Annotated in this window: 18 protein-coding genes; 8 read left to right on the top strand and 10 right to left on the bottom strand. The window is 64.6% G+C overall.

The window, feature by feature from the left end; translation table 11 throughout:
* The first annotated feature begins 1 nt into the window (after position 1).
* Positions 2–814, top strand: coding sequence for an ABC transporter permease (locus tag QCM77_RS19055; protein WP_279684302.1), 813 nt, complete (start codon positions 2–4; stop codon positions 812–814).
* Here QCM77_RS19055 and QCM77_RS19050 read toward each other — a convergent pair.
* From QCM77_RS19050 to QCM77_RS19030, 5 genes are all read right to left on the bottom strand, one after another.
* Positions 747–1739, bottom strand: coding sequence for a hypothetical protein (locus QCM77_RS19050; RefSeq protein ID WP_279684301.1), 993 nt, complete (start codon positions 1737–1739; stop codon positions 747–749). The two genes, QCM77_RS19055 and QCM77_RS19050, sit on opposite strands and share 68 nt — an antisense overlap.
* A 113-nt stretch (positions 1740–1852) precedes the next feature.
* Complete coding sequence (locus QCM77_RS19045) at positions 1853–2704, bottom strand: carbohydrate ABC transporter permease (protein ID WP_279659222.1); 852 nt, start codon at positions 2702–2704, stop codon at positions 1853–1855.
* Entirely contained in the window at positions 2701–3573 is an 873-nt protein-coding gene (locus QCM77_RS19040; protein WP_279684300.1) for a carbohydrate ABC transporter permease, read from the bottom strand. Before QCM77_RS19040 ends, QCM77_RS19045 begins: the two co-directional genes overlap by 4 nt.
* Before the next feature lie 95 nt (positions 3574–3668).
* Positions 3669–5054 (bottom strand): ABC transporter substrate-binding protein, encoded by a 1386-nt coding sequence (locus tag QCM77_RS19035; protein WP_279684299.1) that lies wholly within the window; start codon positions 5052–5054, stop codon positions 3669–3671.
* Positions 5055–5450: 396 nt separating this feature from the next.
* Complete coding sequence (locus QCM77_RS19030) at positions 5451–6431, bottom strand: LysR family transcriptional regulator (RefSeq protein ID WP_279684298.1); 981 nt, start codon at positions 6429–6431, stop codon at positions 5451–5453.
* Between the two features lie 117 nt (positions 6432–6548).
* On the opposite strand from QCM77_RS19030, the gene QCM77_RS19025 reads away from it, so the two are divergent.
* Positions 6549–7622 (top strand): 4-oxalomesaconate tautomerase, encoded by a 1074-nt coding sequence (locus QCM77_RS19025; protein WP_279659226.1) that lies wholly within the window; start codon positions 6549–6551, stop codon positions 7620–7622.
* Positions 7623–7676: 54 nt separating this feature from the next.
* The gene (gene dctA, locus QCM77_RS19020; RefSeq protein WP_279659227.1) at positions 7677–9062 is read left to right on the top strand and encodes a C4-dicarboxylate transporter DctA; all 1386 of its coding nucleotides are present in this window, start codon (positions 7677–7679) and stop codon (positions 9060–9062) included.
* Between the two features lie 100 nt (positions 9063–9162).
* Here the strand turns inward: dctA and QCM77_RS19015 are convergent, their stop codons facing one another.
* On the bottom strand, positions 9163–11091 hold the full coding sequence (locus QCM77_RS19015) for an AsmA family protein (RefSeq protein WP_279659587.1): 1929 nt from the start codon (positions 11089–11091) through the stop codon (positions 9163–9165).
* Positions 11092–11380: 289 nt separating this feature from the next.
* On the opposite strand from QCM77_RS19015, the gene QCM77_RS19010 reads away from it, so the two are divergent.
* The 3 genes from QCM77_RS19010 to QCM77_RS19000 all read left to right on the top strand — a co-directional run bounded on the left by QCM77_RS19010 (position 11381) and on the right by QCM77_RS19000 (position 13471).
* Positions 11381–12088, top strand: coding sequence for a CoA transferase subunit A (locus QCM77_RS19010; RefSeq protein WP_279659228.1), 708 nt, complete (start codon positions 11381–11383; stop codon positions 12086–12088).
* Between the two features lie 73 nt (positions 12089–12161).
* A complete protein-coding gene (locus QCM77_RS19005; RefSeq protein ID WP_279659229.1) occupies positions 12162–12812 on the top strand; it encodes a CoA transferase subunit B in 651 nt (216 codons plus the stop codon).
* Between the two features lie 23 nt (positions 12813–12835).
* Positions 12836–13471 carry a GNAT family N-acetyltransferase gene (locus QCM77_RS19000; protein WP_279684297.1) on the top strand — a complete coding sequence of 212 codons (636 nt, stop codon included), beginning with the start codon at positions 12836–12838 and terminating at the stop codon, positions 13469–13471.
* Positions 13472–13484: 13 nt separating this feature from the next.
* Here the strand turns inward: QCM77_RS19000 and QCM77_RS18995 are convergent, their stop codons facing one another.
* On the bottom strand, positions 13485–14501 hold the full coding sequence (locus tag QCM77_RS18995) for an AraC family transcriptional regulator (RefSeq protein ID WP_279684296.1): 1017 nt from the start codon (positions 14499–14501) through the stop codon (positions 13485–13487).
* Between the two features lie 204 nt (positions 14502–14705).
* On the opposite strand from QCM77_RS18995, the gene QCM77_RS18990 reads away from it, so the two are divergent.
* Both QCM77_RS18990 and QCM77_RS18985 read left to right on the top strand, forming a co-directional pair.
* Positions 14706–15326: a response regulator transcription factor gene (locus QCM77_RS18990; RefSeq protein ID WP_279684295.1), complete on the top strand. Its 621-nt coding sequence runs from the start codon at positions 14706–14708 to the stop codon at positions 15324–15326.
* Positions 15327–15509: 183 nt separating this feature from the next.
* Positions 15510–17192, top strand: a complete 1683-nt coding sequence (locus QCM77_RS18985) for a mucoidy inhibitor MuiA family protein (RefSeq protein WP_279684294.1) — start codon at positions 15510–15512, stop codon at positions 17190–17192.
* On the opposite strand, the gene QCM77_RS18980 is transcribed toward QCM77_RS18985, so the two are convergent.
* Genes QCM77_RS18980 through QCM77_RS18970 form a run of 3 tightly spaced genes read right to left on the bottom strand, consistent with a single transcriptional unit; the run spans position 17189 to position 20042 of the window.
* Complete coding sequence (locus QCM77_RS18980; protein WP_279659234.1) at positions 17189–17998, bottom strand: heme ABC transporter ATP-binding protein; 810 nt, start codon at positions 17996–17998, stop codon at positions 17189–17191. The two genes, QCM77_RS18985 and QCM77_RS18980, sit on opposite strands and share 4 nt — an antisense overlap.
* Entirely contained in the window at positions 17995–19092 is a 1098-nt protein-coding gene (locus tag QCM77_RS18975) for a FecCD family ABC transporter permease (RefSeq protein ID WP_279684293.1), read from the bottom strand. Before QCM77_RS18975 ends, QCM77_RS18980 begins: the two co-directional genes overlap by 4 nt.
* Positions 19089–20042, bottom strand: coding sequence for a heme/hemin ABC transporter substrate-binding protein (locus QCM77_RS18970; RefSeq protein WP_279684292.1), 954 nt, complete (start codon positions 20040–20042; stop codon positions 19089–19091). Before QCM77_RS18970 ends, QCM77_RS18975 begins: the two co-directional genes overlap by 4 nt.
* Between the last annotated feature and the right edge of the window lie 5 nt (positions 20043–20047).

Here is a 20047-nt window from a genome sequence, read left to right as displayed (position 1 = left end):
GATGCGCAAGGTCTCCCGCCTGTCCCGCTTCAACATCGCCTCGCTCGCGCTGGGTCTGGCGTTCCTCTATCTGCCGATCCTGATCCTCGTCATCTATTCCTTCAACGCCTCGCGGCTGGTGACGGTGTGGGGCGGCTGGTCGTTGCGCTGGTATCACGAGTTCTTTGGCGACCGCGCCATGATCGAGGCGGCCTGGATGAGCCTGCGGGTCGCGGTCTCCTCGGCGACCATTGCGACCTTGCTCGGCACGCTCGCCGCGGTGGCGCTGTCGCGCGGCGAGAAGTTCCGCGGCCGCACCCTGTTCTCCGGCATGCTCTATGCGCCGCTGGTGATGCCGGAGGTGATCACCGGATTGTCGCTGCTGTTGTTGTTCGTGGCGCTGAACGCCGAGCGCGGCTTCTGGACCGTGACGATCGCGCACACCACGCTGACGATGTGTTTCGTCGCGGTCGTCGTGCAGTCCCGCCTCGGCTCGCTCGATCGCTCGCTGGAGGAGGCGGCGATGGACCTCGGCTGCAATCCGGTGCGCGCGTTCGTCGCCGTGACGCTGCCGCTGATCGCGCCCGCGATCGTCGCGGGCTGGATGCTCGCCTTCACGCTGTCGCTGGACGATCTCGTTATCGCGAGCTTCACCACCGGCCCGGGCTCGGCGACGCTGCCGATCCGGATCTATTCAGAGGTGCGGCTTGGTGTGAAGCCCGAGATCAACGCCATCTGCACGCTGGTGATCGGGGTCATTGCAGTCATCATCGTGATCGCCTCGCTCGCCTCGAAACTGTCGAGCTCGCAGGGCGAGAGCGCAGCGCCGCTGTAGGCGCTCGTTCGCCGTGCCGCGCGCGCAATCCGCCCTGAACGGCTGCGCCAAGCTGACGTAGCGCAAGGCTGTCGAGCGGGAATTCGAGCAGGATATGGATCAGGCTCAGCGCCAGCAGAAAGGTGAAGCCGAAGGCGTAATCGTAGAAGTATAGCGCGGTCGAAGCGGCACTGGCGGCGGCCATTGCGGCGAGCCGGGCCTTCGGCACCGCGGTCCAGCGGATCACGTCGGCTTTGATGAACCAGTTGAGGTAGTGGTAGGTGTAGACGAAGGCGAGCAGGCTCGTCAGCCTGGTGTCGAGCACGAGGCCGGGCACACCGAACAACCGGCTCAGGGCGGGGCCGACATTGCCGAAATAGTCCTGTCCGACTCGGGCAAAGCTCGCGACCCGGATTTCGGCAGTCGGCGGCAGCAGCAGGATCGTGACGATCGCGACGAGGTAGACAGCCACCAGCGCGGCCTGCACGCGGCTGCCGGATCGGTAGGCGCCGAGCACCATGAAGATCAGCGTGAACAGGCAGACGTGAATGAGCGTCGGGATCAGGATGCCGATCACGGCGAGCGACGACCCGCTCGAATACATGATCGCGGACAATGCGATCGCCACCATGAACAGCAGCATGCTCTCGATCGCCGAGGTGGTCGCAGCCAGCATGGCGCAGACGACCAGCGCGCCCCACATCGCGAAGCCGAACCAGGACGCGTTATCGATCAGGGCCGCGACCACCGCCACGATCGTGAGCGCGGCCGCGATCCCGCGGTGAGGGAGATAGTAGCTGCGATCATGCAGCCACGAAATCTCGGTGAAATAGTGCGCCGGGCCGAGCACGACATAGGCCAGCAGCAACAGCTCGAACGGCACCAGATAGGACGCGGCGAGCGCGCCGAGCATCAGGCTGAGATGGAGTGCGTCGTTGCTGCGCATGAGCGGCCCGCTGGCTTTGCGGGCCGCAGGTTAAAGCAGGCACGGACAACTGACAATTGTCCGCGGGCCTGCTCGATCGCTGTGCTTGTGGCGTCCCGATCCGTCCTGTTGCGTCAGGACTTCACCGCACCCGCGGTGAGCCCGCCCACCATGTAGCGGCGGAAGGCGTAGTAGATCGCGGCCGGCGGCAGCGCGTAGATGAAGCCGGTCGTCATCAACAGCTCCCACGGCGAATCGTCGGCGGCGAGGAAGTTGCCGAGCGCGACGGGGAGGGTGATCTCGCGGTCGTTCGAGAGCAGCAGGAATGCGTAGAGATATTCGTTCCAGGCGAGCAGCACCGCATAGGTGCCGATCGCGACCAGCGACGGCATCATCAGCGGCAAATAGACCAGCCGGAAGATCTGGAGGGTCGTCGCGCCGTCCATCACCGCGGCCTCGTCCAGCTCGACCGGCAGCTTGTCGGAGGCCTGCTTGAGTACCCAGATCGCGTAAGGGCTGGCGATCGTCACCATCGCCAGGATCAGCGACCAATGATTGTTGAGCAGGCCGTAATTGCCCATGGTGCGGTACATCGGCACCGCGAGGAACGCCGCCGGGATGAAGTAAGTGAACAGCGCGAGGTTCATCACGATGCGCCCGCCTGGCACGCGCAGCCGCGAGATCGAGAACGCCGCCGCGGTCGCGATGACCAGTGTCAGCACGCCGACGGCCGCCGCGATCACCAGCGAATTCCAGAACTGCACGTAGAAGTCGCGCAGGAAATAATGCTGCTGCTTGAACACGATTTCGAAGTTGTGCAGCGTCGGATGATCCGGCCACAGCTTGCCCGAGAACGCGTCCTCCTTCGGCGAGATCGCGAACAGGAACATGTGATAGATCGGTATCATCGTCCAGAGGAGGACGGGAATGCCGATCAGGAGCAGCCGCGTCTCGGTCGCGACGTCACGGAGAGAGGGAAGCTTCATCGCGACAACCGTTTCATCATGAAGTACATCAGAGGCAGGACGAACGGTATCGCGCAGACGATGGAGGCCATCGCGAGCGAGAGCTGGTCGAGCCGGAGATAGCGGATGCCGAGCGTCGACAGCACGTGCGTGAGGTCGGCCGGGCCGCCGCCGGTGAGCAGATAGACGCTGTTGAAGTCGCCGAGCGTCCAGATCATCGAGAGCAGCGTGCAGGTGATGTAGAGCGTCTGCAGCGACGGCCAGGTGATGTAACGGAACTTCTGCCACCAGCTCGCGCCGTCGACCTCGGCGGCCTCGAACAGATCGTGCGCGATCGCAAGGCGTCCGGTCATCAGGATCAGCGTCCAGAACGGCAGCGATTTCCAGATGTGGACGCCGATCGCCATGGTCAGGGCGACCGTCGGGTCGTTCAGCCAGTTCGGGCCGTCATCGCCGGTCAAGGAGAAGATGAGGTGGTTGACCATGCCCCATTCGGGGTTGAACATGAAGCGCACCGACAGGATGGTCGGAATTGACGGCACCGCCCAGGGCAGGATGAAGATCACCGAGAGCCATTTGATCCAGGTGCGCTGCTGGGCGAAGAAGCCGGACAGGAACAGCGCGATCACCATCTTGATGTTGATGCCGATGACCAGGAAGATCAGCGTGTTGACTGCGGCGCGCGCGAAGATCGGGTCGTTATAGAGCGCGACGTAATTCGACGGGGCTCGCGCCAGCCATAGCCCGTAACCGACGGGGTAGACGACGAAGGCGAGGAAAACGAGCAAATAGGGCGCGAGCAGCACGATGCCCCAGATTTGCGCCGGGGTCAGCCGCGACGACAAGGGCGGAGCGGGGATTGCCTGATCGCCAGAGAGCGTAATCGCCATTCTTTTCGGACTCTTCAAAGAGTTGCCGGCCGCGAAACGCGGCCGGTGTTGTTCTTATACCTTCCCCCGCAGAGCGGGGAGAGGGGTGGAATGAATTAACCCGCGACCTGCTTGATGCGGGCGATCAGTTCGTCGACGGCCTTGTCGACCGGAACCTTCTCGCTCACCACCCGGTTCATCGCCTTGGCCCACACGTTCTCGTTGTTGAGGATCGTGAACTTCCAGTTCTTGGTGAAGTCGAACGGCGCGGTGCCGCCCGTGAACTGGGCGTAGACCGCCTTGCGGTGCTTGTCGGCCTGCCAGAACGGGCTGGCCTGGCTTTCCTTCGTCACCGGGAACCAGCGGCCGAGCGCGCCCTCGATGTAGGGGCGGACGTTCTCTTCCTGAAGCAGGAAGCTGATGAACTGCTTGGCCTCGGCCTTGTTCTTGGCCGCGGTGAAGACCAGCCCGGTCTTGACGTCGGAGCGGTAGCGGATGGTCGAACCATCCGGCGCCTTGGGGAAGGACGCCGTCACGATGTCCTGTTCATAGGCCTTCTTGCCGGCCTCGCGCTGTTCGGGCGTGAGTGCCTGGTTCTGGGAATCCTCGAACCATTTCGCCGCGATCGAGATCGTGAAGTTGTGGGTCATCACGATCGTCTTGTTGTGGAAGGCGACGTTGTTGTCCGGATCCTTCCAGGTCGTGGAGGATGGCGGCGTGCAGCCCTTGATATAGGTGTCGGTGTAGTCCTTCAGCGCCTTGATCAGGTTCTCGCGGACCTTGGGATCATCGACCGTGAGCTTGCCGTCGTCGTCGACCAGCTTGACGTGGTAGGCGTCCATGAAGGTGTAGAACGACTGGAAGGCGTCGGTGGATTCCACGCCCATCGGCTGGCCGACGCCGTAGATGCGCTGGCTGGTGGCCTTACGAATCCCCGGTTGCACCTTGTCGCACCAGAACGTCCAGTAGCCTTCCCAGTCGGTCGGGATGTCGGCGAGCTTGAAGCCGGCCTTCTCCAGCATGTCGCTCCAGATCTCGACATGCATGCTCTGCTGCTTCAGCGGGAAGCCGTAATAGGCCTTCTTCTTGGTGACGTCGTTATAGAGGATCGAGGCATCCAGCGTGTTCTGCACGAACCGGCCCTTGATCGGCTCCATGACATCCGTGAGGTCCTCGAGCTTGCCCTCATAGGCCCACTTGCCCTGCGCCTGCACGTCATAGGAATCGGAATAGGCGACATCGGGCACGGTGCCGGCATCGAGCGCGGCGACCGTCTTCGGAATCATGTCCTGGATCGCGTACTGCGACAATTCGACCTTGATGCCGGTCTTGGCTTCGAACTTCTTGATCGTTTCGAGCAGCGCGTCGTCTTCGGAGCGGTAGAAGCCCTTGCCCCACCAGACCGTAATCGTCTTCTGCTGCGCAAATGCGGGTGCAGCGGCTGCGAACAGCCCGGCCGCAGCGACCGCCAGTGATACTGCGCAAATAACCTTGGATTTCACGTTTTTCTCCCTCAAGCGGCCGGTGTTTTTAACCGGTCGTATAAAACACTAGCGCATGGCCGCTATCCGATCTAGCGGCTTCTTGTCAGACATAGGTCGTGGGGTGGAGGGCTGTGAAAGGTGCCTAATCCGCGCATCGATCCAAACGCCGCATCAATTCGCGGCAATCAATTCGCCTTGTGCGTGCTGGCTTCGCCAGACCATCCGCCACGCCACACCGGATCGCCGGAACATCCGGCTGTTGTAGGCGGTGCGAGGACCGAACGCAACGCAACCGGCTGGCCGCGCCACGGTGCTCCGGCGGATCCAAAACGCCTTTGAGAACAAGACAGGTGTCGACCCGGGGGCTCCGGTTTGACAGGGGGAACAGTCTGGCACCGCTCCGCGGGTGATGTGTCAGCGTTTCCGCTTCGGGCCCGTCGAAGCAGCATTCGAACTTGCCTCAGCGGATCGGGGCCGCGACCTGCCTTGCCCGCCCGTCCGTAAAGGAGAGCGCCATGCCTCGAGGAGCATTTTGAGAAACTGGCTGGCATGCGGAGATAGCGTCGCCCCGCGCCTGCGCACGATTCCGATCGTCCGCGACACCTCCGGCTCGATCAACCGAATGGTGTGAATGATCGGATGGCCGGCGGCTGGCGTCGCGAGCCTCGGTAGCACAGCGACGCCCAGTCCCGCTTCGACCAGGCCAAGCGAACCGGAGAGGTGAGCGACTTCGTAGGTCCAGTTGAGCTGTAAGCCGTGCCGCGCCATCGCATTGTCGATCAACGCGCGATTGCCGCTGTTGCGACCCACGGTGATGACACGGTGTGGCACAATCTCCGACCAACTCACCTGTTTGCGCGATGCCAATGGATGGTCATGGCGGCAGGCCAGGACGAAAGGGTCTTCAACTAGTTTCTCGAATTCAATTTCGGCATGCGAAGCGCCAATGAAATTGATGCCGAAGTCGGCTTCCCCGCGCGCTACCGCTTCCAATCCTTCATTGGCGCCGATGTCCAGAATCCGGATGCGAATGCGGGGATATGCTTCGGCGAACCGGCCGATCGCTCGCGGCAGGAAATAGTATACCGCTGTTGGCACCGCAGCCACCGAGACCAAACCCGAACTTCGCGCGCCAATATCGTGGATGGCGAGCACCGAGGTTTCAAACTCGTCGATGAGGCGGCGCACCTTCGGCAGGAAGTCGCGGCCCGTCATGGTGAGATTGACGTGGCGCGTGGACCGTTCGAGCAACGGGGCGCCGAGGCTTTCTTCCAGCTTCTGAATGCGTCGGCTGAGCGCCGGTTGCGACAGGTTCAGCGCCTTGGCAGTCCGGACGAAGCTTCCCAACTCCGCGACGGTGATGAACGCCTTGAGGTCGAGCAGTTCGGCATTCATGGCTGGGCTCCTTTATGTTGATAAACGGAATAATACATCAAATCTTTGCATTTCACAAAAGAGTGGGATCGCGGGATCGTGGGGCCGAGCGAAGATGTCGCCCGAAGGAAGAGCCCCATGAACGATCAGATCGCTATTCCCTGTGTGGTGATGCGCGGGGGAACCTCGCGCGGGCCGTTCTTTCTGGCCAGCGATCTTCCAGCCGAACCCAGGCTGCGCGATGCGATCCTGCTGTCTGTCATGGGAGGGGGACACGATCTTGGGATCGACGGCATTGGTGGTGGCAACGCCGTTATCAACAAGGTCGCGATCGTCGGACCGGCATCGGTAGCGGGTGCCGATGTCGACTACCTGTTCGCCCAGGTGCGGGTTCGTGAAGGGAGCGTCGATACCTCGCCGAACTGCGGGAATATGCTGGCGGCGGTGGGGCCGTTCGCAATCGAAGCCGGCTTGGTCGCCGCTGCCGCAGATCGCACCCACGTGCGCATCCATAATGTCAACACCGGCAAACTGATTGACGCGACGGTTGCCACTCCCGGAGGACGGGTGACCTATGAGGGCGAAGCGCGGATCGACGGTGTACCGGGAACGGCCGCGCCCATCGAACTGTCGTTCCCCGACGCGGCCGGCGCACGCACCGGTCGCCTGCTGCCGACAGGACGTCCGGTCGACCGCATCGAAGGGATCGATGTGACCTGCATCGACGCCGCCATGCCCGTCATGCTGGTCCGCGCGGCGGATCTGGGATGGACCGGCCGCGAGGCACCCTCGGCCTTCGCCGACGGCGGCTTCCGCGCGCGGCTCGAAAACTTGCGCATCGAGGCTGGACGCCGGATGGGTTTTCCAGATTCCGCGTCAATGGTGATTCCGAAACCGGTTCTGATTGCGTCCGCGGTCGAGGCGACGTTGAACACCCGGTACTTCATGCCGCACGACTGCCATAGCGCGCTGGCGGTGACCGGCGCTGTCGCGATCGCGACTGCGTGTGTGACGCCCGGAACGATCGCCGCAGAGATGGTCGGACTGCTGGCGCCGCCGGTGACGATCACACTTGCCCATCCCTCCGGCCAACTCGTGGTTCGGCTGGCGCCCGGCCCGGTTGCCATGGTGCAGCGGACAGCCCGGCGAATCTTCGAGGGCCACGTCTTCGCCCGCCGGTCGCACGTGCCTCATGCAGTCATGGCGGCCTGAAGCCGGCCGCCTCCGAAGCCATCAAGAAAAATCAGAGCCATGGGAGAAACGGGAATGCAGAAGGAAGCGCTGGTTGGGCACCCGAACACTGAGGTGCAAAAGCCATTCTACCGGATTCTCTACGTCCAGGTGCTGATTGGCCTCATGCTGGGTGTCCTCACCGGCCATTTCTGGCCTGAATGTGGCGCCGCGCTGAAGCCACTCGGAGACGGCTTCGTCAAACTGGTCAAGATGATGATCGCGCCGATCGTGTTCTGCACCATCGTGAGCGGCATCAACAGCATCAGCGATTCCCGCGATGTCGCCCGCACGCTGGTGAAATCCATGGCGCTGTTTTACCTGCTGACCGTGCTCGCGCTGTTGGCTGGCCTGATCGCTGTATCGTTGATCCAGCCGGGCGTGGGCATGCATGTTTCCCTCAGCACGCTGGATCCGTCGGTGGCCGCGAAATTCACCAAGCAAGCGGGGGTGTCCGGATTCGCGGACTTCGTGCTGCACATTATCCCGCATTCGTTCTTCGGAGCGTTCGCCGATGGTGAAGTGCTGCCGGTGCTGCTGGTCTCCGTCCTGATCGCCTTTGGCCTAAGCCGCGCCGGCGACGGCGGTGCCGTGGTGACAAAGGCAATCGACTCGTTCTCACGGGTGCTGTTTGTGTCCTTCGGCTTCATCATGAAGCTCGCTCCGCTCGGCGCCTTTGGCGCCATGGCGTTCACGGTGGGCCGCTACGGTGTCCGTTCGATCGGCTCGCTCGGACTGCTGATCCTGACATTCTATGTCGCCTGCTCCCTCTTCGTGGTCGTCGTGCTCGGTACGTTGGCGCGGCTGAACGGCTTCAGCCTGTGGAAGACCATCCGCTACTTCAAGGAAGAACTGCTGATCGTGCTCGGCACGTCATCGTCGGAGCCGGCGCTGCCCGGGGCGCTGCGCAAGCTCGAGCAGCTCGGATGCCGCAAAGGGGTGTCCGGGCTGGTGTTGCCGATGGGCTACTCTTTCAACCTGGACGGCAGCGCCATTTATCTCACGTTGGCTTCCATCTTCATTGCGCAGGCCTGCGACATTCACCTGTCCTGGGGGCAGATTGCGGCGATGCTCGGACTGATGCTGCTGACTTCCAAAGGGGCCGCTGGTGTCACCGGAAGCGGCTTTGTCGCGCTCGTCGCGACGCTCTCCGTGATGCCGGATCTGCCCGTGACCGGCGTGGCGCTGCTTGTCGGCATCGACCGTTTCATGTCGGAAGCGCGGGCGCTGACCAGCATGATCAGCAACTGTGTCGCAGCCATTACCGTTTCGCTGTGGGAGGATGCTTGTGACCGCGAGGTGTTGGCCCGCGAACTGGGACAGAGTGGCACTCTCAAGGTCGCGGCCGGATCGAAGTTCGGCGGGGAAGCAGTGGTGCAGGAGGACAAGACCTGGATTTCGACGACGCAATCGGCCGCCTAACTCCACCTTTGCGATGAAATCGACTGCAGTATTCAATTTGGCAGGTGGTGGCCCATGGAGCGTAGGCTACTGAAACATGAGAGAGCGACGTCTGTCGCCCTCAGTTCGACTTCGCGCCTTCCTTGCCGTTCTCCGCCGTCGGCGATTCGGCCGGCGCGGGACGTTTTCCGGTGCCGGTGATGCGCTCGATCGCGGAGCGCACCGCGTCGCTCGCCTTGCGGTCCTTCAGCATGTCGAGCAGGGGCGCGGAGGCCGGCGAGCGGCGGATCAGGCTTTCCGGATCGGGGAAGACCAGAGGATCGTCCCAGGGGCCCTGCACCACGAAGGGCAATTCGAAGCCCGACGCGCTGTTGAGGCTGGCCACGCCCTTCATGTCATATTCGCGCGTCGGCACAGAGGCGGTGCCGGTCATCGTGATCTTCGCCGCAGGTCCTTCGACGCGGATGTCCTCGGCGGTGGCTACTCCGTCGGAGAATTTCACCGCGATGGTGAGGTTGTCGTAGGGGGTGGAGCCGTTGCGGAAATTGCCGCCGCCGGACAGCGGCCGCCGCTCTAGCCGCTTCAGGAGCTGTTCGGCATTGAAGCCCGAGATCGCGCCGTCATGCCCGGTCACGGTGGCGCTGCCGTCGAGCGACTGCACGAGGCCGAACGGGCTCGAGCCGGAAGCGAGGAGCGAGACGTTGATGTTGCCGCGGCCGGACAGCTTGTTGAGGCCGAACAGCTCCGAGGCGCAGGCCTGAAGGTCGACGTCGGTGAACTGGAATTGCGCCTTGATGTCGGCGACGGTGTCGGAGCGCGCGATGCCGAACGAGCCCTTGGCGATGCCGCCATAGACCTGGGCCTCGCCGACCGAGAGCGCCAGCGTACCGTTGCGCAGATTCGCGCCGATCGCGGTGCGGCCGAGTTTCGACGCCCCGACCGTCAGCTTGGCTGCCGACAGGCGCATGTCGAGGTCGGTGGTCGACAGGGCGTTGAGATCGAACAGCTGCCTGTTCCAGTCGCGCGCGCCGCTCGCGAGCAGGCGGAAGGTCGAGATATAAGGTGTGAAGTCGAGCGCGTCGGCTGCGAGCGTCGCCTGCAGCGTCTGCCGGCCGTTATTGGCGTAGGTCATCACGCCCTCGGCGGTGTTGCCGTCGAGCTCGACATTGACGTTGGTGAGCGCGATCGAGGCGCCGACGACATTGGCGCGCGCCTTTAGCGCGAAGCGGCCGAAACCGCCGCTGCCGGGCTGCGGCTGGCCGGTCCAGCGCAGCGCGTTGCGCAAGGACGGGCTGTCGATGGTGAGTGTGCCCTCCATCATCGGGCTGGTGCGGTTGGCGACGCTGCCGTCGAAGGCGAGCTTGAGCGGGGCGCTCGCGATCCGCGCCTTCAACCCCGAGCGCTCGCCGGAGAGGGCGGCGACGAGATCGGAAAAGCTGATCGAGCCGTCGACCCGTTCGCCGCGCCAGTCGAACTGTCCGGTCGCAGCGAAGGAGCGCGAGATCGAGGGCCAGGCCAGCGACAGGTCGATGTCCTCGAACTTCTCGGTGCCGTGCGTGGCAGCGTCCTCGTAATTGAGCACGCCGTCCTGGATACGGATCTCGGAGAACGACACCTGATTCTCGGCGCCGGGCTTCATGGTGCGCGCGATGGTCTGGATGAAGGGCGTCCAGTTGCTTTCGCCATCCGGCTTCAGGCTGACATGGATGCGCGGCCGCAGCAGCGTCAGGTCGGCGATCTCGAACCGTTGCAGCAGCAGCGGCAGCAGCCGCAGGTTCGCGGTGAGCACGTCGACATGGAGCGCGGGATCGCTGGTGCCGCCGCCCTTCAGGCCGACGTCATGGAAGGAGATGTAGCTTGCCGGCAGCACCGAAATGTCGATCGCGCCTGCGACATTGACCTCGAGCCCGGTGACGTCGCGGATCTGCGTTTCCACCGCCTTGCGCAGCGCGTCGCGGTTGATGAGCCATGAGGTCGCGATCAGGGCCATCAGCGCCACGCCGAGCAGCGCCGCGATCGGCGTCCCGAGGCGCTTCATTCCTTGGGCCATGGTCAATGGCGTGTCCTGATCGGGTTGGTCGCTGGAGCCAGAAGGGCGGGCCGGAAAACCTGCGCGCCCCACGCCCAAGACCTATTGTGTTAAGTGCCGCAACTTGATGGGTTTTCTTGTCGCTTTCAAGGCCGTGGGAACGGTTGCGCCCACGGCCTGGGCAGCTTCTATCACCCAGGGGCGGAGCGGAGAACCCCGTATCATTGACGGCTTCGGACGATTTCGCCTAATAATCGCCGCCAATAAGGCACGACGCCTGCAAGCCGAAGGTTCAGTCGAGGTTTTTTGCATGAACAAGGTCTATCCCGACGCGAAGTCGGCTCTCGAGGGCGTTCTCAAAGACGGCATGATGATCATGTCGGGCGGCTTCGGCCTCTGCGGCATCGCCGAGGCGCTGTCGGATGCGATCCGCGAGTCCGGCGTCAAGGGCCTGACGGTGGTCTCCAACAATGCCGGCGTCGACGGCATCGGGCTCAGCCGCCTGCTGGAAACCCGGCAGATCAAGAAGATGATCTCGTCCTATGTCGGCGAGAACAAGCTGTTCGCCCAGCAATTCCTCGCCGGCGAGCTGGAGCTCGAATTCAATCCGCAGGGAACGCTTGCGGAGCGCATCCGCGCCGGCGGCGCCGGCATTCCGGCCTTCTACACCAAGACCGGCGTCGGCACGCTGATCGCCGAGGGCAAGGAAGTGAAGGAATTCGACGGACAGAAATACCTGATGGAGCGCGGCCTGTTCGCCGACCTCGCCATCGTGCACGCCTGGAAGGGCGACACCGCCGGCAACCTCGTCTACCGCAAGACCGCGCGCAATTTTAATCCGATGATGGCGACCGCCGCCAAGGTCACGGTGGCCGAGGTCGAGCATCTGGTTCCGGCCGGCGAACTCAATCCCGACCACATTCACACGCCCGGTCTTTTCGTAAAGCGCATCGTCGAGGTCGGAACGGCCAAGAAGCGCATTGAATTCCGCAACACCCGGCCGCGCACGGCAGCTTGAGCGCATGATCCGGAAAAGTGGACACCGGTTTTCCGACAAGATCATGCGCAACTAAGGACTACAGGAGAGCGATATGGCCTGGACCCGTGAACAGATGGCTGCGCGCGCCGCGAAGGAACTGCGTGACGGCTATTACGTCAATCTCGGCATCGGCATCCCGACGCTGGTCTCGAACTACATCCCGGACGGCATGGACGTCAGCCTCCAGAGCGAGAACGGCATGCTCGGCATGGGCCCGTTCCCCTATGAGGGTGAAGAGGACGCCGATCTCATCAACGCCGGCAAGCAGACCGTGAGCGAGCTGCCGTCGACCTCGTATTTCTCGAGCGCGGATTCGTTTGGCATGATCCGCGGCGGCCACATGGATCTATCGATCCTCGGCGCCATGCAGGTGGCCCAGAACGGCGATCTCGCCAACTGGATGATCCCCGGCAAGATGGTCAAGGGCATGGGCGGTGCGATGGATCTCGTCGCCGGCGTCAAGCGCGTCGTCGTGGTGATGGAGCATTCCGCCAAGGACGGCGCCAAGCTGCTGAAGCAGTGCAATTTGCCGCTGACCGGCGAGCGCGTGGTCGACATGGTGGTGACTGACTTGGCCGTCTTCACCATCGACAAGCACGGCGACGGCGGCATGGCGCTGATCGAGCTCGCCGACGGCGTCTCGCTCGACGAGGTCAAGGCCAAGACCGAAGCCGAATTCCGCGTCGCGCTGAAGAACACGTAGGGTCTTCGCAAAAGGGGGCGCGCATGACGATACGGTCTGCGCGTCCCGAAGACGCCGGTTTCATCGCACAAACCATCGTGTCATCGCAGCGCGGCCACCGGCCGCGCGGCTGGTTCGACGTTGCGCTCGGTTGGCCTGAAACACAGTGCCGCGATTTCATCGCGCGCGTCGGAGCCGCCCGCGCGGTGTCGATGTGGCACGTCTCGCAATTTCTGGTCGCCGAGATCGATGGCAAGCCTGCTGCCGCCTTGTGTGCGCTACCGGCGGCCGGCACGGGGCTCGCGGCCTGGCGTGCGATCGAGGAAGTCGCAGCCGCGGCCGGGCTCGCCGCGACAGAGCTGGAGGCCATCCGTCAACGCGGCGCCTACGCGCGCGCCTGCTGGGTTCAGGGCGGCGAGGGCGATTGGATGATCGAGTATGTCGCGACGGATCCCGCCTATCGCGGCCGCGGCCTGGTGCAGTCGTTGATCGCGCATGCGCTGGAGAAGGGGCGGGCGGCTGGATTTGCCCGGGCGACAATATCGTTCCTGATCGGCAACGATGCCGCCGAGCGCGCCTACGCCAAGGCCGGTTTTGTCTTTTCGGAAGAGAAGCGTGATCCCGCGTTCGAGGCGATCATCGGCGCACCGGGCTTTCGCATGTTTGTGCGGGCGATGTGATCGGCCTTGAAATTCAGGCTGCGGCCGCCGCCGGTGGCCGCACGCCTTTGCGCCATGAGGTGATGGTGCAGCCGAAGCGGCCGCGGAACCAGCGCGCCATGGCGCTCTGCGCGGAGAATCCGAGCTGCACGGCGATGTCAGCCAGCGGCCGGCCGGGGTCGTCGATCAACTGGATCACGAGATCGGCTCGCTGCGCGTCGAGAATGGCCGAGAAACTGGTGCTGGCTTCGGCGAGGTGCCGGTGGACGGTGCGGCGGGTGCAGGCGAGGTGCTCGGCGACGCGCTCGACCGTGCAGTCGCCGCTGGCGAGCAGGAGACGCACGACCTCGTCGACCTTCTGCTCCCAGCTTGCCGGCCGCGTCTCGATCGCCTCGATCCGCTTGCGCAGATAGCTCGCGATCAGCGGATGCGCGCTCGGGATCCGGCGCTCCATGTCGTGTGCCGACAACAGGATCGCATCGTCCTCCGCGTTGAAGGTCACACGGCAGCCGTAGAACTCGCGGTAGCGCTTGCGGTCGTGCGGCGGTGGATAATGCAGGTGCACTTCCTGTGGCCGCCAATCGCTGCCGAACAGCGACTGGATGATGCGGTGGACGCTGCCGAGCGCCATGTCGATCGACTGCCGCGGCGCTGTCGGTTGCCGGCCGCGCAGATGCAGCGTGACGGTTACGGTCTGCTTATTGCGGGTGACGTCCAGCTTCATGCCGTCGTGATGGATAGGGATGAAGCGTGAGAATGCTTCGATCGCCTCGCCGACCGTCGCCTGTTCGCGCACGATCAAGCCGACCGCGCCGAAATTGGTCAGCCCGCCACGCTCGGCAAGCCGCAAGCCGAAATCTTCGGCCCCGGACGCCTCTGCCGACAATTCGAGCAGACGGCGCAGGCCTGTGACGGCAATGGGAGTATCGGGCTCGTCGAGGCAGGCCAGCGGTAGCCTGACCTTGCGCATCATCTGCTTGGGGTCGAGCCCGACCGACCGGGCAACCTCGGGGTAATAGCTCAAGCCTGCGCTGCGAACGAGGTCGGTCATGCAAACCGGTCCTGCCAGCCATTCCTGCAGATGTCCCGCAATGTAAAGTTTCTGTCCCGATCCGTCAAATCCGGGAACGGCATGGAACATACATAAGTGAAACCGAAGCACTGGCGTGAATGCCGTGCGCACGATGGCGCAGCAGGGCGATGAGGCCCGCGGCCGTCTCGGATCATTTGACCTAGACATTATTGGATCGGAATTATGCCGGGGAACACGCTTTCCAAGGGTGAGGTATTCGTCATCGACACCGACGCCGCCTTCCGCGAACAACTTTCCACCGCGCTCCAACAGAGCGCCTATGACGTGATCTGCTTCGCAGATGGTGCGTCTCTGCTCTCGGAAGCCAGGGCGCGGATGCCGGCCTGCGTGCTGCTGGAGATGCCGCCCGATCGCTCCGGCCTCGACGTGCTCAAGCGCCTGCGCGAGGAAAACTGCATGGCGCCGGTGCTGGTGACCGCGGCGAACGGCAGCATCGCCATGGCGGTTGACGCCATCAAGAGCGGCGCGGCCGACTTCATCGAGAAGCCGTTCCGCACCCGCGACATCGTCGACCGGATCGATGCCGCCATCGACGAGTTCGCACAGCCCGGCTCTAACCGGCAGCGCTGGTTGCACGGCTGCGAACCCCTGACCGCACGTGAAGGCGACGTGCTCGAACATCTCGCCGCCGGCCTGACCAACAAGGAGATCGCCCGGCGCATGCATCTGAGCGCACGGACGGTCGAGGGCTATCGCGCCGGCATCCTGAAGAAGGCCGGCGCCAAGAACGTAACCGATCTGCTCCGCCGCATCTTCGGCCAGGGTTCGCCCACCCAAATGTAAGGCCTGAATGTAAGGCTTGGCCGTGGGACTCCGATGCGTTCCGCGGCCATGGTGCCGCCGCAACGGCGCCCCACGGAAACCCCAATCGAACCAGTTCCTTTCCTGCCGCGTCTCATCACGATGGCGAGGCATCTTTTCGCGCGTCCGGCTGGCGGCGCGGCGATACCGGCAGGGAGGAAATTTATGCGCACCATCGCAAAATATCTGGCGACGACGAGTCTGGTCCTGGTGACCAATGCGGCCGCGTTGCCGTCATGGGCCGCCGATGTCGACGCCACATCGGCCATCGACACCGTCACCGTCTATCCGGATGGCGCGACCGTCACCCGCATCATTGCGCTGGAACTCGCCTCCGGTGACAGCACGCTGGTCGCCAGGGATTTTCCGCTCTCGCTTGATCCGTCCTCCCTCCGTGTCGAAGGCGAGGCGGGCGCAAAACTCACCATCGGTACGATCGATGCGCGGCCGCCGCGTGCGACGCCGCCGGTCAACCTGTCCGAAATCGACAAGCGTATCGAAACGCTCAAGGACGAGCGCTCCGATTTGCAAGGAGCGATCGATGCGGCAGTCGCGCGGCGCAAATTCGCCCAGCGGTTTGCCGAAGCGTCCCCTGCCGGCCTCGGCGACAAGGGTGAGGCCCGTCCGATCACGGAATGGCGGGCGGCCTTTAGCGCGGTCGGTGAGGAGATCGCGACCGCCGACACTGCGATCCGGGAGGCCACTCGAAAACAGCGCGAGATCGATCGCCAGATCGCGCAGCTCGACGCCGAGCGCGCCGCCAAGCCGCCGAGCAAGCTCGAAGTGCGGATCGACGTCGCCTCGGCAGCCGCGACAAAGGCGACGCTGCGGGTCACCTACGCGGTGCGCAATGCCCGCTGGATGCCGCTCTATGACGCCCGGCTCGACACCGGCGCCAAGGACCGCAAGCCGCAAGTCGAGCTGGTCCGCCGCGCCGAGGTCACGCAATCGACCGGCGAGGACTGGTCGAACGTCGCGCTCGGTGTTTCCACGGTGCGGATCGGTCGCGGCGGCAGCGCGCCGGAGCTGAATTCGCTGGTTGCACAATATCCGCAAGTCCCGAAGCCGCGCGCGCTGGGTTCAGTCTCCGATACGGCAATGCCTGCCCCGGCGCAGATGCAGCGAAAGGTGGAAGCCCCCGCCTACGCCAGCAGATCCAGGGAAGATCTTGCGGAACGCGCCGAAGAACAGCAGGCGGTTGCCGAAATCGGCGATTTCCAGGCCACCTTCAGGATTCCCGGCCGCGTCAGCCTCGGCGCCGCCGAGGGCGCCAGGAGCCTGCGCATCACGTCGATGAACGTGCCCGCCGATCTCATGGTGCGCGCGGCACCGGTGACGGATCCGACCGCCTTCCTCGAAGCGAGCTTCAAGCAGACCGATGACGCGACGCTGCTGCCGGGCAAGGTCGCGATCTATCGCGACGGCGTCTTCGTCGGCCGCGGCAAGCTCTCGGCCTCGGCCAAGGACGACATCGTGCGGCTCGGCTTCGGCGCCGACGACAAGGTCAAGATCGAGCGCGCCGTGCTCAAGCGCAACGAAGGTTCGGCAGGGCTCCTGGTGACAACGTCGAAGACCGACGAGCGCGCATTCAAGACCACCGTCCGCAATGGTCACGACTTCCCGATCAAGGTCGCGATCGAGGATCAGCTGCCGGTCAGCGAGAACGAGGACATCCTGGTCGAGATGCTGCCCGCGACCACGCCGCCGACCGCGAGCAACATCCGCGACAAGCGCGGCGTGCTGGAATGGTCGTTCGACGCCAGGCCCGGCGAGGTCAAGGACATCAACTTCGCCTGGCGCATCCGCTGGCCGAAGGACAAGAGCATGGTGATCGTGCCGGCTGGCTAAATTCCCGCCACACGCGGGGCCGCCCGCATCGATTGCGGCAGCACGTAAGGTACGCCGTCGTCAGCCTGATGGACGACGGCGTCGATCTCGAAGATGTCGCGGATGGTCTCGCGTGTGACGACATCGGCGCGCGGGCCGTCGGCGGCGAGCTGGCCACGGTTCAGCACGACCAGCCGGTCGGCAAATCGGATCGCGAGGTTGAGGTCGTGCAGGATCGCGATGACGGCGGTGCCATCCGCCGCGCGACGGCGCGCCGCTTCGACGAGGTCAATCTGGTGACGCAGGTCGAGGCTCGAAGTCGGCTCGTCCAGCAGCAATAGCCCCGGTCCATGCTCGGCCTCGCCGCAGGCGAGCTGCACCAGCACGCGGGCGAAATGGGCGCGCTGCTGCTCGCCGCCTGATAATGTCGGCAATTGCCGTTCGCGGAAATGCGCAAGGCCGACCTCGTCCAGTGCGGCCTCGACGAGCGAACCGGCGTCGCGCAAGCTGCGGTCGCCCGCGCCCATCAGCACGATCTCCTCGACGGTGAAAGGGAAGGCGACGTTGATGTGCTGGGACAGCATCGCGCGGCGCGCGGCGAGCTCGCGCGGCGTATAGCTGCTTATATCGCGCTGCTTCAGCCGCACCTCGCCTTCGCTCGGGCGCAGATCGCCCGAGAGCAGCCGCAGCAGCGTCGATTTACCGGCGCCGTTCGGACCGATGATGGCGACCATCTCGCCGGCCCCCACATTCAGGCCGATGCCATCGAGCAGCGTCGCGCGGCCGGCGCGCTTGCTTAAAGCCCGCGCCTCGATCACGGCGCTCATAGCGAGGCGAGCCCGCGCTGCCGCAGCAGAATCCCTAAGAAGACCGGGGCGCCGACCGCGGCGGTCAAAATGCCGATCGGCATTTCCGCCGGCGCCACGATGGTGCGCGCCAGCGTGTCGGCGCCGACCATCAGGATCGCGCCGAGCAGCACCGAAGCCGGAAGCAGCAGGCGGTGCGCGGGGCCGATGACGAGGCGCAAGAGATGCGGCACGACGATGCCGACGAAGCCGATGACGCCGCTGATCGACACCGCGACGCCGGTCATGGCCGAGACCATGACGATCGAGGTCCGCTTGAGGCGCTCGACGTCGACACCGCCGTGAAAGGCGTCGGCTTCGCCGAGCACCAATAGATCGAGACCGCGCGCAATATAGGCGCAGGCCGCGAGCCCGATGACCAGGATGGGCGCGAGCACGGCGGCCTTGGTCCAGGTTGCGCCGCTCATCGAGCCCAGCAGCCAGAACGTGATGTCGCGGAGCTGGCGATCGTCGGCGACGAACACCAGCAGGCCGATGCCGGCATTGGTGATCGCGGTGATGGCGACGCCGGCGAGCAGGAAGATCGCGATCGAGGTTCGCCCGGCGCGGCTGGAGATGCCGTAGAGGATCGCGGTCGTGACCAGCGATCCCGCGAAAGCCGCCAGCGGCAACAGCTCGGTCTGGAGGAAACGCAGCGTCTCGCCGAAGCGTGAATCGGTGAAGACGATCGCACTTGCGGCCGCGAGCGCGCCGCCGCTGGAGACGCCGACCAGCGCGGGATCGGCGAGCGGATTGCGAAACAGGCCCTGCATGATCGCGCCGGCCGCGGCGAGCAGGCCGCCGACCATCGCGGTCGCCGCGATCCGGGGGATGCGGATCGACCACAGCACGAGATGGTCGCGGGCGGTCATGGCATCGGCGGCTGTGTTGCCGGCAAAACCGAGCGCGGCAGGCAGCCGCGAGAGGGGAATGCCGGCCGCGCCGACGGTCAGCGCAACGATCGCGGTGACTGCCAGCGCTGCGAGGAGCAGCGGAAGCGCAACCGACGCGAATTTGCGTCCCCTGCCGGCGCGCTGCCCAGTGCCATGCGCCCCGGTTCCGATCGCGATACTCATTGCCGGCAGTTCGCCCCCGACAAGGCCGAGGTGAATATGCCACCGCCATCGGCCAATGCCGGATAGAGCTTGACGGAGAGATCACGCGCCGCCGCCGCGGTGCGCGGCCCGAATCCGAGCAGATAGAGCCCGTCCATCGTGATAAAACTCTTGTTGGCCGCGACCGGCGTCAACGCAAAGCCCGGATGGGCATAGATCGCGTCGGCCTGGAGCGAGTCCTTGCCGCGCTCGATCGATAGCAAGACGTCGGGTCTCGCCGCCACGATCGCTTCGTCGCCGATGATCTTGTAGCCGTCGTAGTCGTCGACGGCGTTGGCGGCGCCCGCGAGCTGGATGATCTCATCGGCGGCGGTCTTGTGACCGGCGACCATGGCGCGTCCGTTCTGGAGCGACATCACGAACATCACGCGGACCGGCTTCGTCACCTTGGCACGCAGTGCGCGGAGCTGCGCGAGATCGGCGCCGACCGCGGCGCTCAGGCATTCGGCGCGCGCGTCGACGCCCATGGCATGCCCGACCAGTCTTATTTTCTCGATCAGGCCATCCTCGGAGAAGGTCTCCGGCACCAGCACCAGCGGCACCTTTGCCGTCTCCAGCAGGTCCATGGTCTCGCGCGGGCCCGACCCCTGGATCGCCAGGATCAGCGTGGGGTTGAGGCCGAGCACGCCTTCGGCGGAAATCTGGCGCATGTAGCCGACATTGGGTTTGTCGTGCAGCGCCGCTGCCGGATAAAGGCTCGTGGTGTCGACACCGACCAGCCGGCTCTCGAGCCCAAGCGCATAGAGAATCTCGGTGATGGCGCCGCCGATCGAGACCGTCCGCGCGAAGTCGGCGACGGCGACATCGCGGTTGCGCGCGTCATGCACGGTGACACCGGCGGCGTGCGCGCTGGACGCGAGCGCGATCGTGCCGGAGAGCAGGAGATGCGTGAGGGTGCGACAAAATGTCATTGCAG

It is taken from the genome of Bradyrhizobium nivariense (genome assembly GCF_029846695.2).
Classification (GTDB): domain Bacteria; phylum Pseudomonadota; class Alphaproteobacteria; order Rhizobiales; family Xanthobacteraceae; genus Bradyrhizobium.
Note: the sequence above shows the minus strand (reverse complement) of the source record. Positions and strands in the feature narration are given on the sequence as shown.

What these genes read in the sequence shown, in the direction of transcription:
- QCM77_RS19010 (WP_279659228.1), top strand. Translation starts at nt 11,381, where the DNA reads ATGAACAAGGTCTATCCCGACGCGAAGTCGGCTCTCGAGGGCGTTCTC.
- QCM77_RS18990 (WP_279684295.1), top strand. Translation starts at nt 14,706, where the DNA reads ATGCCGGGGAACACGCTTTCCAAGGGTGAGGTATTCGTCATCGACACC.
- QCM77_RS19015 (WP_279659587.1), bottom strand. Translation starts at nt 11,091, where the DNA reads ATGGCCCAAGGAATGAAGCGCCTCGGGACGCCGATCGCGGCGCTGCTC.
- QCM77_RS18980 (WP_279659234.1), bottom strand. Translation starts at nt 17,998, where the DNA reads ATGAGCGCCGTGATCGAGGCGCGGGCTTTAAGCAAGCGCGCCGGCCGC.
- QCM77_RS19005 (WP_279659229.1), top strand. Translation starts at nt 12,162, where the DNA reads ATGGCCTGGACCCGTGAACAGATGGCTGCGCGCGCCGCGAAGGAACTG.
- QCM77_RS18995 (WP_279684296.1), bottom strand. Translation starts at nt 14,501, where the DNA reads ATGACCGACCTCGTTCGCAGCGCAGGCTTGAGCTATTACCCCGAGGTT.
- QCM77_RS19030 (WP_279684298.1), bottom strand. Translation starts at nt 6,431, where the DNA reads ATGAATGCCGAACTGCTCGACCTCAAGGCGTTCATCACCGTCGCGGAG.
- QCM77_RS18985 (WP_279684294.1), top strand. Translation starts at nt 15,510, where the DNA reads ATGCGCACCATCGCAAAATATCTGGCGACGACGAGTCTGGTCCTGGTG.
- QCM77_RS19045 (WP_279659222.1), bottom strand. Translation starts at nt 2,704, where the DNA reads ATGAAGCTTCCCTCTCTCCGTGACGTCGCGACCGAGACGCGGCTGCTC.
- QCM77_RS18970 (WP_279684292.1), bottom strand. Translation starts at nt 20,042, where the DNA reads ATGACATTTTGTCGCACCCTCACGCATCTCCTGCTCTCCGGCACGATC.
- QCM77_RS19055 (WP_279684302.1), top strand. Translation starts at nt 2, where the DNA reads ATGCGCAAGGTCTCCCGCCTGTCCCGCTTCAACATCGCCTCGCTCGCG.
- QCM77_RS18975 (WP_279684293.1), bottom strand. Translation starts at nt 19,092, where the DNA reads ATGAGTATCGCGATCGGAACCGGGGCGCATGGCACTGGGCAGCGCGCC.
- dctA (WP_279659227.1), top strand. Translation starts at nt 7,677, where the DNA reads ATGCAGAAGGAAGCGCTGGTTGGGCACCCGAACACTGAGGTGCAAAAG.
- QCM77_RS19040 (WP_279684300.1), bottom strand. Translation starts at nt 3,573, where the DNA reads ATGGCGATTACGCTCTCTGGCGATCAGGCAATCCCCGCTCCGCCCTTG.
- QCM77_RS19050 (WP_279684301.1), bottom strand. Translation starts at nt 1,739, where the DNA reads ATGCGCAGCAACGACGCACTCCATCTCAGCCTGATGCTCGGCGCGCTC.
- QCM77_RS19025 (WP_279659226.1), top strand. Translation starts at nt 6,549, where the DNA reads ATGAACGATCAGATCGCTATTCCCTGTGTGGTGATGCGCGGGGGAACC.
- QCM77_RS19000 (WP_279684297.1), top strand. Translation starts at nt 12,836, where the DNA reads ATGACGATACGGTCTGCGCGTCCCGAAGACGCCGGTTTCATCGCACAA.